Below are 13,516 nucleotides of genomic sequence, written 5' to 3' on the forward strand. Positions count from 1 at the left end.
GGGCGTTACATCGTTTCCGCGAACAGCTCGCGGCCGATCAGCATCCGGCGGATCTCGCTCGTGCCGGCGCCGATTTCATACAGCTTCGCATCGCGCCACAGGCGGCCGACCGGGTATTCGTTGATGTAGCCGTTGCCGCCGAGGATCTGGATCGCCTCGCCGGCCATCCACGTCGCCTTCTCGGCCGTATAGAGGATCACGCCCGCGCAGTCCTTGCGCACCTGGCGAATGTGGTCGCTGCCCGCCGAGTCGAGATGGCGGCCGACCGCGTACAGATACGCGCGGCACGCCTGGAACGTGGTGTACATGTCCGCGACCTTGCCCTGGATCAGCTGGAATTCGCCGATCGCCTGGCCGAACTGCTTGCGGTCGTGGATATACGGCACGACCGCGTCGAGGCATGCGGCCATGATGCCCGTCGGGCCGCCCGACAGCACCGCGCGCTCGTAGTCGAGGCCGCTCATCAGCACCTTCACGCCGCCGTTGAGCTGGCCGAGGATGTTCTCTTCCGGTACTTCGACGTCCTGGAATACCAGCTCGCCCGTGTGCGAGCCGCGCATGCCGAGCTTGTCGAGCTTCTGCGCGACCGAGAAGCCCTTCATCCCCTTCTCGACGATGAACGCGGTGATGCCGCGCGCATTCGCTTCGACGTCCGTCTTCGCGTAGACGACGAGCGTGTCGCAATCGGGGCCGTTGGTGATCCACATCTTCGTGCCGTTCAGCACGTAGCGGTCGCCGCGCTTGTCGGCGCGCAGCTTCATGCTGACGACGTCGGAGCCGGCATTCGGTTCGCTCATCGCGAGCGCGCCGATGTGTTCGCCCGACACGAGCTTCGGCAGGTACTTCTGCTTTTGCGCTTCGGTGCCGTTGCGGTGAATCTGGTTCACGCACAGGTTCGAATGCGCGCCGTACGACAGGCCGATCGACGCCGATGCGCGCGAAATCTCTTCCATCGCGACCATGTGCGCGGTGTAGCCCATGTTCGCGCCGCCGTACTCCTCGGCGACCGTCATGCCGAGCACGCCGAGATCGCCGAACTTCTTCCACAGATCCATCGGAAACTGGTCGGTGCGGTCGACCTCCGCCGCGCGCGGCGTGATTTCCTTCGCCGCGAACGTCGCGACGGCATCGCGCAGCATCTCGATGTCTTCACCGAGCATGAATTGCACGCCGGGCAGGTTGATCATGTCTCCTCCGTCTCCAGAAAGTGTGTCGCACGCACCGATTTCTGAGTTTCGCTCAAATCGAATGAATGCGTCGATTCATTGACAAATACAGCGGAAATTTTGCACAGTTTCGCGCCTCGCCCGGTTCTGCGTCAATAGTTTTTTGAGTGACACTCAGATATCATGCCGACATGACAGCCGCTACCGCCGACACCATGACCGCCACCGTCAAAGCCGACCGCGCCGACACGCCGCGCGCGCCCGCCGGGCGCAAATCCCAGCAGCGCGTGCAGGACATCCTGCGCGCCGGTCGTGAAGTGTTTGCCGAAAAAGGCTACGAGCATGCGACGGCCGCCGAGATCGCGCAGCGCGTGGGGGTATCCGAGGCGACGGTGTTCAGCTACTTCCGCGGCAAGCGTGAACTGTGCGCGCGCGTCATCGCCGATTGGTACGACGAAATCATCGCCGCGTTCGAGCACGGGATGCCGCAGGATGCGTCGGTGCAGCAGCAGTTCGCGTTCATCGTGCGCACCCACCTGCGGCTGATGCTCGTGAACGGCACGGGGCTGTGCGCGCTGGTGCTGTCGGAAGGCCGCGCGAAGCAGCATGCGCTGAGCGACGAGCTCACCGCGCTGCAGCGCCGCTATACGGCGCCGCTGATGGACGTGCTCGCGCGCGGCCAAGCGGCCGGGCAGGTTCGCGCGGACCTGCCGCTGAGCCTGCTGCGCTCGATGGTGTTCGGGCCGATCGAGCACGTGCTGTGGGATGCGATCCTCGGGCACCGCAAGCTCGATACGGAAACGATGGCCACGCAACTGGTCGACATGCTGTGGGCCGCCGTGCAGCCGCCCGCGCCGGAACAGGCGGCGCTCGTGCGCTTCAGGAACGAGGTCGCGGAAGCGGTGCGGCGGCTGGAGGGGGAAGCGTCACGCCCGTAATGCAGGCAGGCGGCGCGAAGCTGCTGCCGCCTTGCCGCATCTGCTCTTCCATCGCGCGGAAATCAGCCGCTACGACTCCTCGCCGACCCGCAGCGGCGCGCGGCTCTGCTCATTGTTCAAATGGACGAACTTGCGCAACAGGCGCATCAGTTCCTGCGAATCGTCCTCGCCCATGCCGTCGAACAGGCCGGCACGCAGCTCCTGCACCGACGGAATCAGGTGCGTGAGCAGTTCGACGCCCGCCGGCGTCAGCAGTAAGCGCCGCTGACGCCGCGGCAGCACTTCGCGGACGATCAATCCTTTCGCTTCGAGCCGGACCGCGAGGTCCGCGGTCGTCGACGTGTCGAGCGCCACCCGCTGCGCGAGCGTCACCTGATCGAGCCCCGGACACTCGTACAGCATCCGCAGGACCGCGTACTGCACCGGCGTCACATCCCGGCCCAGCTTCTCGTAGAACATCGCAACCGCGATCTGATGGGCGCGCCGGATCAGGTGCCCGGGTTCGTCGTACAGATCGAGCGGGAAAACCGGTGCGCCGGCGGGATTCGTTTTTTCCATGAATGAGTCGATGACGTAGGCGGCGCACGCTGTTGCGTGCGCCCACGGCATGGCGCTGCCTCGCGCCATTTCCCGGGAAAACCAGTATACCGCTCGCCTTGCCCCGGCCAATCTCGATGAGTACACTGAATCTCATTCAGCACACTGAATGAAGAACTGCCGCGTACCAGCGGCACCGCCCCGAAGGAGACGATGAACGTGTTTCTCAAGAACGCTTGGTATGTGGCGTGCACGCCCGATGAAATCGACGGCAAGCCGCTGGGCCGCAGGATTTGCAGCGAATCGATGGTGTTTTACCGCGCGGCGAACGGCCAGGTCGCCGCGCTCGAGGACTTCTGCCCGCACCGCGGCGCGCCGCTGTCGCTGGGATTCGTGCGCGACGGCGTACTCGTGTGCGGCTATCACGGGCTGGAAATGGGTTGCAACGGCAAGGCAACCGGCATGCCGGGCCAGCGCGTCGGCGGATTCCCGTCGATCCGCAGCTTCCCGGTAGTCGAGCGGTACGGATTCGTCTGGGTCTGGCCGGGCGATGCGTCCGAAGCCGATCCCGGCAAGCTGCCCGCGCTGTCGTGGGCCGAAGATCCGGCCTGGGCGCACGGCGGCGGCCTGTATCACATCCGTTGCGACTACCGGCTGATGATCGACAACCTGATGGACCTCACGCACGAGACCTACGTGCATGCGACGAGCATCGGCCAGAAGGAAATCGACGAAGCGCCGCCGAAGACGACCAGCCATGGCGACGAAGTCGTCACGAGCCGCTTCATGCAGAACGTGATGCCGCCGCCGTTCTGGCGGATGGCGCTGCGCGGCAACGGCCTCGCCGACGATGTGCCGGTCGACCGCTGGCAGATCTGCCGCTTCACGCCGCCGAGCCACGTGATGATCGAAGTGGGCGTCGCGCATGCGGGCCACGGCGGCTACGACGCGCCGGCCGACCTGAAGGCGTCGTCGATCGTGGTCGACTTCATCACGCCCGAGACGGACACCTCGATCTGGTACTTCTGGGGGATGGCGCGCAACTTCCGGCCCGACGATCACGCGCTGACCGCCGAGATTCGCGAAGGCCAGGGCAAGATCTTCGCCGAGGATCTCGAGATGCTCGAGCGCCAGCAGCTCAATCTCGAGAAGTGGCCGGACCGCAAGCTGCTCAAGCTCAACATCGACGCCGGCGGCGTGCTGTCGCGCAAGGTGATCGAACGGCTGCTCGCCGATGAAAACGCATCGAACCCGCAGCGGCCCGCGATTCCGCTCGCGCACATCAAGGAGGCGTCATGAGCGCCGCGACGCTGACGGTCCGGGTGGCCCGCAAGTGGCAGGAAGCGCGCGACATCTGCGGCTTCGAATTCGTCAGCGATGACGGTTCGCCATTGCCGCGCTTCGACGCCGGCGCCCATATCGACGTGCATTTGCCGGGCGGGCTCGTGCGCCAGTACTCGCTGTGCAATCACCCGGAACATGACGATCGCTATCAGATCGCCGTGCTGCGCGATGCCGAGGGCCGCGGCGGGTCGCGCGCCATTCACGACGAAGTCCGTCAAGGCGATACCGTGCGGATCGGCATGCCGCGCAATCAATTCCCGCTCGCCCCCGACGCACCGCACCACCTGTTGCTCGCGGGCGGGATCGGCGTCACGCCGATTCTCTGCATGGCGGAACGGCTGTTTTCGTCCGGCATGCCATTCGACATGCACTACTGCGCGCGTTCGACCGATCGCATGGCCTTCGTCGAGCGGATCAACGCAGCCGGGTTCAACGACCGCGCCCGCTTCCACGTCGACGACGGCGACCCCGCGCAACGCTTCGACCTGGCTTCCGTGCTCGCCGCGGCGCCTGACGGCACGCACCTGTACGTATGCGGCCCGCGCGGCTTCATGGATGCGGTGCTGAACGCAGCGCGCGAGCGCAACTGGGCCGACGAGCGGCTGCACTACGAGTTTTTCGGCGGCACGGTTGCGACGTCCGGCGCGGATCGCGCGTTCCAGGTCCGGATCGCGAGCAGCGGCAAGGTGATCGACGTGCCGGCCGAATGCACGGTCATCGCGGCGCTGGCGGCCAACGGCGTCGACGTGCTGACGTCGTGCGAGCAAGGCGTATGCGGGACCTGCGTGACGCGCGTGCTGCAAGGCGAGCCCGATCATCGCGATTCGTATCTGACGGAAGCGGAACAAGCGGCCGGCGACCAGTTCATGCCGTGCTGTTCGCGATCCCGAACCGACCTGCTGGTACTCGATCTGTAGACGGACCGCCCGACACGCGGCGGCCAACAACAATACCGGAGACGATCAATGGAGCAAGATGCCCGACCACCGATCAATACTGCCAAGTTCCCGATCGACCGATGGTGGGTTGCCGCGCTGTCATCCGAACTGACGGACAAACCCGTCGCCCGCACCCTGCTCGGCCGCCCGGTCGTCCTGTTCCGGTTGCCGTCCGGGGAAGTCGGCGCGCTGGAGGATCGCTGCTGCCACAAGTCGCTGCCGCTGTCGTGCGGCTCGCTCGAAGCGCGCGGCCTGCGCTGCGGCTACCACGGGCTGCTGTTCGACCGCGGCGGCACATGCGTGGAGATTCCCGGCCAGGACCGGATTCCGGCGAAGGCGTGCGTAACGTCGTATCCGGTGCAGGAACAGGACGCCATCGTGTGGATCTGGATCGGTGCCGACGCGCACGCCCAGCCGACCTGCGCGCCGCCGCGCTACGCGTTCCACACGGATCCGCAGTACCGGTTCGGCGGCGGCAACTACCATTACGACGCACCGTATCAGCTGATTCACGACAACCTGATGGACCTGAGCCACCTCGGCTATGTCCATCTGAAAACGATCGGCGGCAACGCGCCGCTGCACATGGGCGCGGAAACCCGCGTCAGCACCGACGGCGACACGGTGACGCTGATCCGCCGGATGCCGGATTCCGCCCCGCCACCGACCTACACCGCCGCATGGCCGTTCGCGGGCCGCGTCGATCGCTGGCAGGAAATCGAATTCCACGTGTCACACATCCGGATCTGGACCGGCGCGATGGACGCCGGCACCGGCGACCCGCTCGATCCGGCGCGCGGCGGCTTTCACATGCGCGGCTTCCATGGCATCACGCCCGAGACGGACACCACGACGCACTACTTCTGGACCGTCGCGACCAATCCGCAACACGATGTCGAACGCGTCGCGCAAACGGTCATCGAGCAATCCGCGGCGACGTTCGATGAGGACAAGACCGTGATCGAAGCGCAATACCGGAATCAGATGCGGTTTCCGGGCCGCCACCAGATCGACATTCACGTCGACGCGGGGCCCAATCGCGCACGGCGCGTGATCGAGCGGCTGCTGCTGCAACCCGAACCCGCGTAACCATCGCGCCGGTGCGCGAACGGCACCTGCCGGTCGCGGCGGGCGTCCCCTGGTTGCCCGTCAACCCACGCCTTCGCTTTCGTCCCATTCGCTACTGCCGGCTTCGATTTCATCCCATTCAATTAGTCATACTATTTTTTATGAAGGATCTTTGACGTGAACGCAAATATCCGCAATACGCTCGACGAATCCCCGATGAGCGCGTTCCAGACGACGGCTGTCGCAGCCTGCGTCGTGCTGAACATGCTCGACGGGTTCGACGTGCTGGCCATCGCGTTTGCCGCGCCGCACCTGGCGGCCGAATGGAAACTGAGCGGCAAGGAAATCGGCCTGCTGCTGAGTGCCGGGCTGGCCGGCATGGGCATCGGCTCGGTGCTGATCGCGCCGCTGGCCGACCGGGTCGGCCGCCGCCGCATCATCCTGCTCTGCCTCGCCGTGATCTCGACCGGGATGCTCGCCTGCGCGGCCACGCACAGCACGCTGCAACTCGCGGTCGCGCGTGCCTATACGGGGCTCGGCATCGGCGGCATGCTGGCGAGCCTGACCGTCATCAGCGGCGAGTATGCATCGAACAAATGGCGCAGCGCCGCGATCGGCATGCAGTCGACCGGCTACGCGATCGGCGCCACCGCCGGCGGCGTCATCGCCGGCTATCTGCTGTCGGTGTGGGGATGGCGCAGCGTGTTCGCGTTCGGCGGCATCCTGACCTTGATGGCGATCCCGATGGTGCTCGCGCTGCTGCCGGAATCGCTCGACTTCCTGCTGGCGAGGCGTCCGGACAACGCGCTGCAGAAAATCAACCGCATCCTCGCGAGAATGAAGCACGCGCCGATCGACACGCTGCCGGCTGCGACTGCGTCCATCGACACGGCGAACCCCGCGTCAAGCTGGACGGCCGTGCTGCGCGCACCACTTACGCGCCGCACGATCGCGCTGTGGATCGCGTTCTTTCTCGTGATGGGCAGCTTCTACTTCGTCGTGAGCTGGACGCCGAAGCTGCTGGTCCAGGCCGGACTGTCGGCGTCGCAGGGCGTGACCGGCGGCGTGCTGCTCAATCTCGGCGGCATTGCGGGCGCCTCGCTCTTCAGCCTGCTGTCGACGCGGTTCGGCCTGCGCAACCTGCTGGGCGCGACGCTGCTGCTGGGCGGCGCACTGATGGTCGTGTTCGGTGCGAACACGGGCTCCCTCGGCATCGGGATGACCGTCGCGGTGCTCCTCGGTGCCGTGATCAATGCGTGCGTGGCCGGCATGTATGCGCTGTCGCCGACGCCGTATCCCGCCGAAATCCGCACGACCGGCATCGGCCTCGCGGTCGGCATCGGCCGCCTCGGCGCGATCCTGTCGCCGATGACGGTCGGTGCGCTGCTGGACGACGGCTGGACCGTGCCTCATCTCTATCTCGCGTTCCTCGTGCCGATGGTCGGCGCGGCGATCGCCGTCGCCGTGGCGGGCGCGCGTGCCGCGGCACCGCACCGGCAACGCGATCCGGCGATGTCGTAACGCGCGACGCCCGCAGTCCTGCCGATACCCGTCGGTATCCCGGACATGTCCTGGGCACTAAAAAAATCGATAAGCATATCTACATACTGTTTGGAGACAGTCATGAAAACGAAACTGGGCGCCGCACTCGCGACGGCGATGGCGCTGGCCGGACCGGCCTGCGCACAAAGCAGCGTCACGCTGTACGGGATCATCGATACCGGCGTGTCCTACTACAACAACGCCGCGCACGGCGGCTCGTTCACCGGGATGCCGACGCTGACCGGCGAGGTGCCGTCACGCTGGGGCCTGAAAGGCACGGAGGATCTCGGCGGCGGCTACCAGGCCTTCTTCGTGCTCGAAAACGGCTTCCAGCCCGGCACCGGCGCGCTGAACTACGGCGGGCGCCTGTTCGGGCGGCAGGCGAACGTGGGCGTGAACAGCCCCTTCGGCGCGCTGACCCTCGGCCGCCAGATGAACATGTCGATGATCGTGCTGACCAATGCCGACGTGATCGGTCCGTCGATTCATTCGATGGCGGATTTCGACTCCTATCTGCCGAACGCGCGCAGCGACAATGCGATCGGCTACAAGGGCACGTTCCACGGCGTGACGCTCGGCGCCACCTACAGTTTCGGCCGCGACGCGGCCGGGCCGGCAGGACCGTCGGCGACGGGCTGCGCCGGACAGGTGCCCGGCGACATCGTCGCCTGTCGTCAATACACGGCGATGCTCGCCTATGACGCGAGAAATTTCGGGCTGGCCGCATCGCACGACGTGATGCGCGGCGGCGGCGGTGCGCTGGCGCCGCTGAACAATCCGGCGTACACCGACACGCGCGACATCGTCGCCGGCTACGTGAAGTTCGGCCCCGCGAAACTGGGCGCCGGGTGGATCCGCCGCAACCTCGCGGCGGCCGAACACCTGCAGGCCGACATCGTGTTCGCCGGCGGCACGTATTACGCGACGCCCTACCTCGCGCTCGACCTGCAGGGCGTACGCTACCTGCAGCGTCGCGAAAACAGCGAAGGCGGCACGAACGCCACGCTGCTCGTCGGCCGCGCGAACTATTTCCTGTCCAAGCGGACGACCGTTTATACGTCGGCGGGCTACATGCAAACTTTCGTTCACGAGGCAGGCCGCCTTCCCGCCCATATCGCCGCCGAGCTGGGTTCGTACCGTTATCGCGTGTTCGTCGAGCAGCTCGGCTGGCAGCTGCCGTCCGAAGACGAAAAATTCGAGCGCGATCAGTACGATCGCGACGATACCGTCTACGTATTGGGACGCGATGCGAATGGGGAGATATGCGGTTGCGCGCGGCTGCTGCCGACCACCCGCCCCTACCTGTTGCAGGAAGTGTTCCCGCACCTGCTGGCCGACGAGCATCCGGCGCCGCGCTCCGCCCACGTCTGGGAGCTGTCGCGCTTCGCGGCGACCCCCGAGGAAGGGGCCGATGCCGGCAGCCTGGCCTGGTCGGTGCGGCCGATGCTCGCCGCCGCCGTGGAGTGCGCGGCACGGCGCGGCGCGCGCCAGTTGATCGGGGTCACGTTCTGCAGCATCGAGCGGCTGTTCCGCCGGATCGGCGTGCATGCCCACCGGGCCGGCGCACCGGTGTCGATCGACGGGCGCATGGTGGTGGCATGCTGGATCGACATCGACGCGCAGACGCTGGCCGCGCTCGACCTCGACCCGGCGCTTTGCGCGTCGCAACCCGAAGCGGCCTGAATGTTCAACAGCACGCTGGCCGCGAACGCGGTCGCCGCCGGCGGGACGGTCGGCACCGGGATGAATCAGCTCGGCGTGATGGCCGGCATCCAGCAGAAGTTCTGAACGCCGGCCCCCGCACTACCTCAATCGGCGAGCCGGCAATGCAAGAGCTTCAACCCCGGCAGCACCGGCGCGTCGATATAGCCTTCGTTCACGCAGCTGAAGCGGAAATTCGCGGACGCCGTGAACGGCTTGATCTCGCCGCCGGGAAATTTCGGCTTCAGCGCGGCCTGGTCGGCCACATCGAAATGCGTGTCGAACTGCCCGCCGTCGGTCGTCAGCGCGCCGAAGTACGTGCCGCCCGGATCGCTGCCCATCCGGATCACGGCGCCGACGAACGCGAGGCGCTTGCCGTCGTATTTCGTCTTCGCGGCGGCCATGTCCTGCGTATAGGCCTCGATCACGGCACTGTAATGCGCGTCGATCGCGGGCTCGTCCGCCGGTGCGGCGCAGGCGTTCTGGTGAACGCCCGCCAGCATCGTGCACGCCGCAAGCGCGGCCGCCGCGAACGGCGCGGAAATCTTTTTCATTGGGTGGTCTCCCGTCAGGCTTGGCGGTTGAAGTGATTGAAAGCGGCGCGGTGCCGGCTGCCCGGCATAACGCCAGATGAATTCGCTTCCGTTTTAATCGTTCGAATGGCGGAACACGGCTGCGATCACTTCACCACCCGCAAGGTCGAGTGCGGTACGTTGCGTCGCGCCGAACGCGACGTGACAGGAAGATGACATGGTGCGGCCCCCGGCTCTCATTGAATTTCACTGCGTTTGATTTTGGCCGCTACGGTAGCAGACGGCCGACGGCCCGGCAACCAAGGCCCGCCCGCCGCCGATCGCGTCATTACAATTGCAAATAATTCTCATTACATATATCATCCGCATCCCGGTTGCGGCGCAGTGCTGTGGCCCGCGACACGATCCTTAGCACTCCGTCCTGCATCGATTCATGCCATCCCGCCGAACAACCCGCCGCACCCGGACCCTTCGTCCGTGGCGCACGAGCCTGCCTGCCCTGATCACTCTTTGCGTCGCAAGCGGTGCGCATGCCGAGGCCGCCGAACGCACCGACGCCGAATCCGTTGCGTCAACATCCGCCTCCACGCCCGCATCGACGCCCTCGACGCCCGCCGAACACGAACTGCCGCCCATCCGCGTCAACGCATCGGCGGCCGTCGATCCGACGATCGGCTATCAGCCGCGCACCAGCAGCATCGCGGGCGGCAGCGACCGCCCGCTCAAGGAGATTCCGCAATCGGTCGCGGTGGTCAGCAGCAGCGTGATGCAGGACCAGCAGGCGCGCTCGCTCGACGACGTGCTCGGCAACATCAGCGGCGTCACGCAGACGAACACGCTCGGCGGCACGCGCGACGCGTTCACCAAGCGCGGCTTCGGATCGAACAACGACGGCTCCGTGCTCGTCGACGGCGTGCGCACGCCGGTGCTGCACAGCTATCTCGCGACGATCGACCGCGTCGAAGTGCTGAAGGGCCCTGCTTCGCTGCTCTACGGGATGCAGGATCCGGGCGGCGTGATCAACCTCGTCACGCGCAAGCCGGAAGACACGTTCGGCGGCTCGATCTCCGCGTCGCGCACGAGCCACGGCGGCAGCAGCGCGCTGTTCGATCTCACGGGCCCGCTCGGCAAGCCCGGCCAGGTCGCCGGCGGCACGCTCGCGTTCCGGCTGACCGGCGAATACGACACGAGCCGCTACTGGCGCAGCTTCGGCCGCCAGCGCGACGCGCTGATCGCGCCCGCGCTGTCGTGGCACGACGCGAACACGTCGGTCGACGTCAGCTACCAGTACGTCGACTACACGACGCCGTTCGATCGCGGCACCGTGCTCGTGAACGGCCAGCTCGACGATGCGCTGCGCTATCGCCGCTACGAGGAAGCGTGGTCGCAGAGCAGCGGCATCCAGGAAACGCTGCGTGCGCGCATCGAGCACCGCTTCTCCGACGCGTGGCGCGTGCGCGCGACCTACGGCTGGGGCCGCGACCGCTACGACCAGTACATTACCCGCGGCAACTCGTTCAACAGCAAGACGGGCGCAATGACGCGCTCGTCCGATGCAAACCTCGGGCGCAACGATTCCGACCAGATCGCGACGCTCGGCCTGCTCGGCAACGTGACGCTTGCCGGGATGAACCACGCTATCTACATCGGCGGCGAATACGAGCGGCAGCGCAGCTTCCGCGGCGACACGATCCGCGGCAAGGCAACGACGGGCTTCAATCTCTACGATCCTGTGTACGGCCTGCTCGCGCCGGGCGGCACGCCCAACCCGAAGCAAAGCGATTCGCGCTCGGTGGTGCATGCGTATTCGATGGTCGTGCAGGACTCGGTGAAGCTCACCGAGCGTCTCACCGCGGTCGGCGGGTTGCGCTGGGAAAACTGGCAGCAGGAATCGGGGATGGGGCGGCCGTTCGTGTTCGCCGACCGCTCGCGCGGCAATGTCTGGCTGCCGCAGTTCGGGCTCGCGTATGCGCTCACGCCTGCGCTGACCGCGTATGCGAACGTGAGCCGTTCATTCAAGCCGAACGTCGCAACGAATGTCGCCGCGCCGCTCGCGCCTGAATACGGCCGCGTGCTCGAGGCCGGGCTGAAGTTCAGCGTGAAGCCCGCGATCACGGGCACGCTCGCGGTCTACCAGATCGACAAGCGCAACGTCGCGGTCACGAACGGCGACATCACGTCGACGATCGGCACCGCGCGCTCGCGCGGGATCGAACTCGACGTCGCGGGGCAGATCACGCGCCACCTGAGCGTGATCGGCAGCTATGCGTATACGAACGCGACCGATCGCGACAGCAATACGCCGCTCGTCAACGTCGCGCGCCACACGGGCAGCCTGTTCGCGGTGTACGACACGGCGATCGCGAACCTGCCCGGCCGCTGGCGCTTCGGCGGCGGCGCGCGCCTTGTCGGCGCACGCTCCGGCGACACCGCGAACAGTTTCACGCTGCCCGGCTACGTGACCGTCGACGCGTTCGCGGCCTACGAAACGACGATCGGCAAGTTCCCGACGCGCTTCCAGCTCAACGTGAAGAACCTGCTCGACAAGACCTACTACCCGTCGAGCAACAACAACCTGATCATCGCGGTCGGCGAGCCGCGGCTCGTCACGCTGACGACGACGGTGTCGTTCTGACGCACGACACGACGCGCGCGACACGCACGCCGGGCACCGGCCGCCCGGCGGCGCGAACCGGTATCAGCCGCCCGCGAAATCGAGCAGGATCTTGCAGCTCTCGGCAGGCCGCTGCTCGGCCATCTCGAACGCCTGCGCAACGTCGCGGAAACCCACCTTGTGCGTGACGATATGCTCCGGCTGGATCAGCCCGCGGCCGATCCAGTCGATCACCTGCGGGAACATTGCGCAATTCAGCCGCGACGCGGCGAGCGTGAGTTCCTTCTTCGTCAGTTCCGCCTGCACGATCGCCGACGGTTCCGACGAGAAGCCGAGCACGCCGATCCGGCCCGCCGGCGCGGCGATCCGCACCGCCTCCTCGAGAATCGACGGATGGCAGACCGCGTCGAAGATCAGCGTCGGGCCACCGTCGACGCCGCGCTGCGCCAGCGCGTCCGGTAACGACTCGACGCTCGTGTTGATGATCTCGTCTTCCGCCGCGCCGCACTTTCGCGCGAGCTGCAGGCGCGCGTCGAGCCGGTCGGTGATGAACGCGCGGATGCCGTACACGCGCTTGAGCACCTGCAGGATCGTCAGCCCGACGGTGCCGGCGCCGTAGATCAGCGCGACATCGCCCGGCAGCACCCCGGTGCGCGACGTCGCGTTCGCGGCCACCGCGAACGGCTCGACGATCGCCGCGCAGGTGTCGGCGATCTCCGCCGGAATCCGGTATGCGTTGCCGGCCGGCACGCAGGTGTATTGGCTGAAGCCGCCGTCGCGATGCACGCCGAGCACGGTCAGGTGCCGGCAGACATTGCGCCGGCCGATCGTGCACGCATGGCAATGCCCGCAACTGATCACGGGATCGACCGCGACGGTCTCGCCGAGCCGCGCTGCGTCGACGCCCTCGCCGACCGACTCGATCGTCCCGACGAATTCGTGGCCGATGATGCGCGGATACGACACGAACGGATTCTTGCCGTGAAAGATGTGCAGGTCCGACCCGCAGATGCCCGCATAGCGGACCTTCACGCGCACTTCGCCGGCGGCGGGCACGGGCAGCGGCACCTCGCGCACACCCATGCTGTTCGGACGATCGACAACGACGCTCAACATTTCGGTTCTCTCCTTCGGT

11 protein-coding genes and 1 pseudogene are annotated in these 13,516 nt (G+C 66.6%); 8 read left to right on the forward strand and 4 right to left on the reverse strand.

Annotated elements, in window-relative coordinates; all coding sequences use genetic code 11:
• Window positions 1–5 precede the first annotated feature (5 nt).
• The gene (locus ACNQQL_RS01235) at window positions 6–1,187 is read right to left on the reverse strand and encodes an isovaleryl-CoA dehydrogenase (protein ID WP_034180867.1); all 1,182 of its coding nucleotides are present in this window, start codon (window positions 1,185–1,187) and stop codon (window positions 6–8) included.
• 170 nt (window positions 1,188–1,357) lie between these two features.
• On the opposite strand from ACNQQL_RS01235, the gene ACNQQL_RS01240 reads away from it, so the two are divergent.
• Complete coding sequence (locus tag ACNQQL_RS01240) at window positions 1,358–2,104, forward strand: TetR/AcrR family transcriptional regulator (protein WP_204421916.1); 747 nt, start codon at window positions 1,358–1,360, stop codon at window positions 2,102–2,104.
• A 69-nt stretch (window positions 2,105–2,173) separates the two neighbouring features.
• On the opposite strand, the gene ACNQQL_RS01245 is transcribed toward ACNQQL_RS01240, so the two are convergent.
• Entirely contained in the window at window positions 2,174–2,662 is a 489-nt protein-coding gene (locus ACNQQL_RS01245) for a MarR family winged helix-turn-helix transcriptional regulator (RefSeq protein WP_347062968.1), read from the reverse strand.
• Window positions 2,663–2,860: 198 nt separating this feature from the next.
• Between ACNQQL_RS01245 and ACNQQL_RS01250 the strand changes: the two genes are divergently transcribed.
• The 6 genes and pseudogenes from ACNQQL_RS01250 to ACNQQL_RS01275 all read left to right on the forward strand — a co-directional run bounded on the left by ACNQQL_RS01250 (window position 2,861) and on the right by ACNQQL_RS01275 (window position 9,216).
• The gene (locus ACNQQL_RS01250) at window positions 2,861–3,940 is read left to right on the forward strand and encodes an aromatic ring-hydroxylating dioxygenase subunit alpha (RefSeq protein WP_347062969.1); all 1,080 of its coding nucleotides are present in this window, start codon (window positions 2,861–2,863) and stop codon (window positions 3,938–3,940) included.
• The gene (locus ACNQQL_RS01255; protein WP_347062918.1) at window positions 3,937–4,902 is read left to right on the forward strand and encodes a PDR/VanB family oxidoreductase; all 966 of its coding nucleotides are present in this window, start codon (window positions 3,937–3,939) and stop codon (window positions 4,900–4,902) included. Before ACNQQL_RS01250 ends, ACNQQL_RS01255 begins: the two co-directional genes overlap by 4 nt.
• 48 nt (window positions 4,903–4,950) lie before the next feature.
• Complete coding sequence (locus ACNQQL_RS01260) at window positions 4,951–6,012, forward strand: aromatic ring-hydroxylating dioxygenase subunit alpha (protein WP_347062919.1); 1,062 nt, start codon at window positions 4,951–4,953, stop codon at window positions 6,010–6,012.
• A gap of 156 nt (window positions 6,013–6,168) precedes the next feature.
• On the forward strand, window positions 6,169–7,512 hold the full coding sequence (locus tag ACNQQL_RS01265) for an MFS transporter (protein WP_347062920.1): 1,344 nt from the start codon (window positions 6,169–6,171) through the stop codon (window positions 7,510–7,512).
• A 102-nt stretch (window positions 7,513–7,614) separates the two neighbouring features.
• Window positions 7,615–8,607: pseudogene (locus tag ACNQQL_RS01270) on the forward strand (porin); the annotation flags it as partial.
• Window positions 8,605–9,216 (forward strand): acyl-homoserine-lactone synthase, encoded by a 612-nt coding sequence (locus tag ACNQQL_RS01275; protein ID WP_015877501.1) that lies wholly within the window; start codon window positions 8,605–8,607, stop codon window positions 9,214–9,216. The pseudogene ACNQQL_RS01270 and the gene ACNQQL_RS01275, both read left to right, overlap by 3 nt.
• A gap of 125 nt (window positions 9,217–9,341) precedes the next feature.
• Here the strand turns inward: ACNQQL_RS01275 and ACNQQL_RS01280 are convergent, their stop codons facing one another.
• Window positions 9,342–9,788 carry a hypothetical protein gene (locus ACNQQL_RS01280; RefSeq protein WP_347062921.1) on the reverse strand — a complete coding sequence of 149 codons (447 nt, stop codon included), beginning with the start codon at window positions 9,786–9,788 and terminating at the stop codon, window positions 9,342–9,344.
• Between the two features lie 412 nt (window positions 9,789–10,200).
• Here ACNQQL_RS01280 and ACNQQL_RS01285 point away from each other — a divergent pair, with 412 nt between their 5' ends.
• Window positions 10,201–12,402: a TonB-dependent siderophore receptor gene (locus tag ACNQQL_RS01285; protein ID WP_347062922.1), complete on the forward strand. Its 2,202-nt coding sequence runs from the start codon at window positions 10,201–10,203 to the stop codon at window positions 12,400–12,402.
• Window positions 12,403–12,465: 63 nt separating this feature from the next.
• On the opposite strand, the gene ACNQQL_RS01290 is transcribed toward ACNQQL_RS01285, so the two are convergent.
• Window positions 12,466–13,497 carry a Zn-dependent oxidoreductase gene (locus ACNQQL_RS01290; protein WP_072443811.1) on the reverse strand — a complete coding sequence of 344 codons (1,032 nt, stop codon included), beginning with the start codon at window positions 13,495–13,497 and terminating at the stop codon, window positions 12,466–12,468.
• Window positions 13,498–13,516: the final 19 nt, after the last annotated feature.

This window comes from Burkholderia sp. LFS061 (assembly GCF_047978125.1).
In the GTDB taxonomy this organism is placed as follows: Bacteria; Pseudomonadota; Gammaproteobacteria; order Burkholderiales; family Burkholderiaceae; genus Burkholderia; species Burkholderia pyrrocinia_C.

Excerpts from the sequence above, each read along its gene's own strand:
- ACNQQL_RS01255 (WP_347062918.1), top strand. The coding sequence starts at position 3,937 with ATGAGCGCCGCGACGCTGACGGTCCGGGTGGCCCGCAAGTGGCAGGAA.
- ACNQQL_RS01260 (WP_347062919.1), top strand. The coding sequence starts at position 4,951 with ATGGAGCAAGATGCCCGACCACCGATCAATACTGCCAAGTTCCCGATC.
- ACNQQL_RS01245 (WP_347062968.1), bottom strand. The coding sequence starts at position 2,662 with ATGGAAAAAACGAATCCCGCCGGCGCACCGGTTTTCCCGCTCGATCTG.
- ACNQQL_RS01275 (WP_015877501.1), top strand. The coding sequence starts at position 8,605 with ATGCAAACTTTCGTTCACGAGGCAGGCCGCCTTCCCGCCCATATCGCC.
- ACNQQL_RS01285 (WP_347062922.1), top strand. The coding sequence starts at position 10,201 with ATGCCATCCCGCCGAACAACCCGCCGCACCCGGACCCTTCGTCCGTGG.
- ACNQQL_RS01290 (WP_072443811.1), bottom strand. The coding sequence starts at position 13,497 with ATGTTGAGCGTCGTTGTCGATCGTCCGAACAGCATGGGTGTGCGCGAG.
- ACNQQL_RS01280 (WP_347062921.1), bottom strand. The coding sequence starts at position 9,788 with ATGAAAAAGATTTCCGCGCCGTTCGCGGCGGCCGCGCTTGCGGCGTGC.
- ACNQQL_RS01235 (WP_034180867.1), bottom strand. The coding sequence starts at position 1,187 with ATGATCAACCTGCCCGGCGTGCAATTCATGCTCGGTGAAGACATCGAG.
- ACNQQL_RS01240 (WP_204421916.1), top strand. The coding sequence starts at position 1,358 with ATGACAGCCGCTACCGCCGACACCATGACCGCCACCGTCAAAGCCGAC.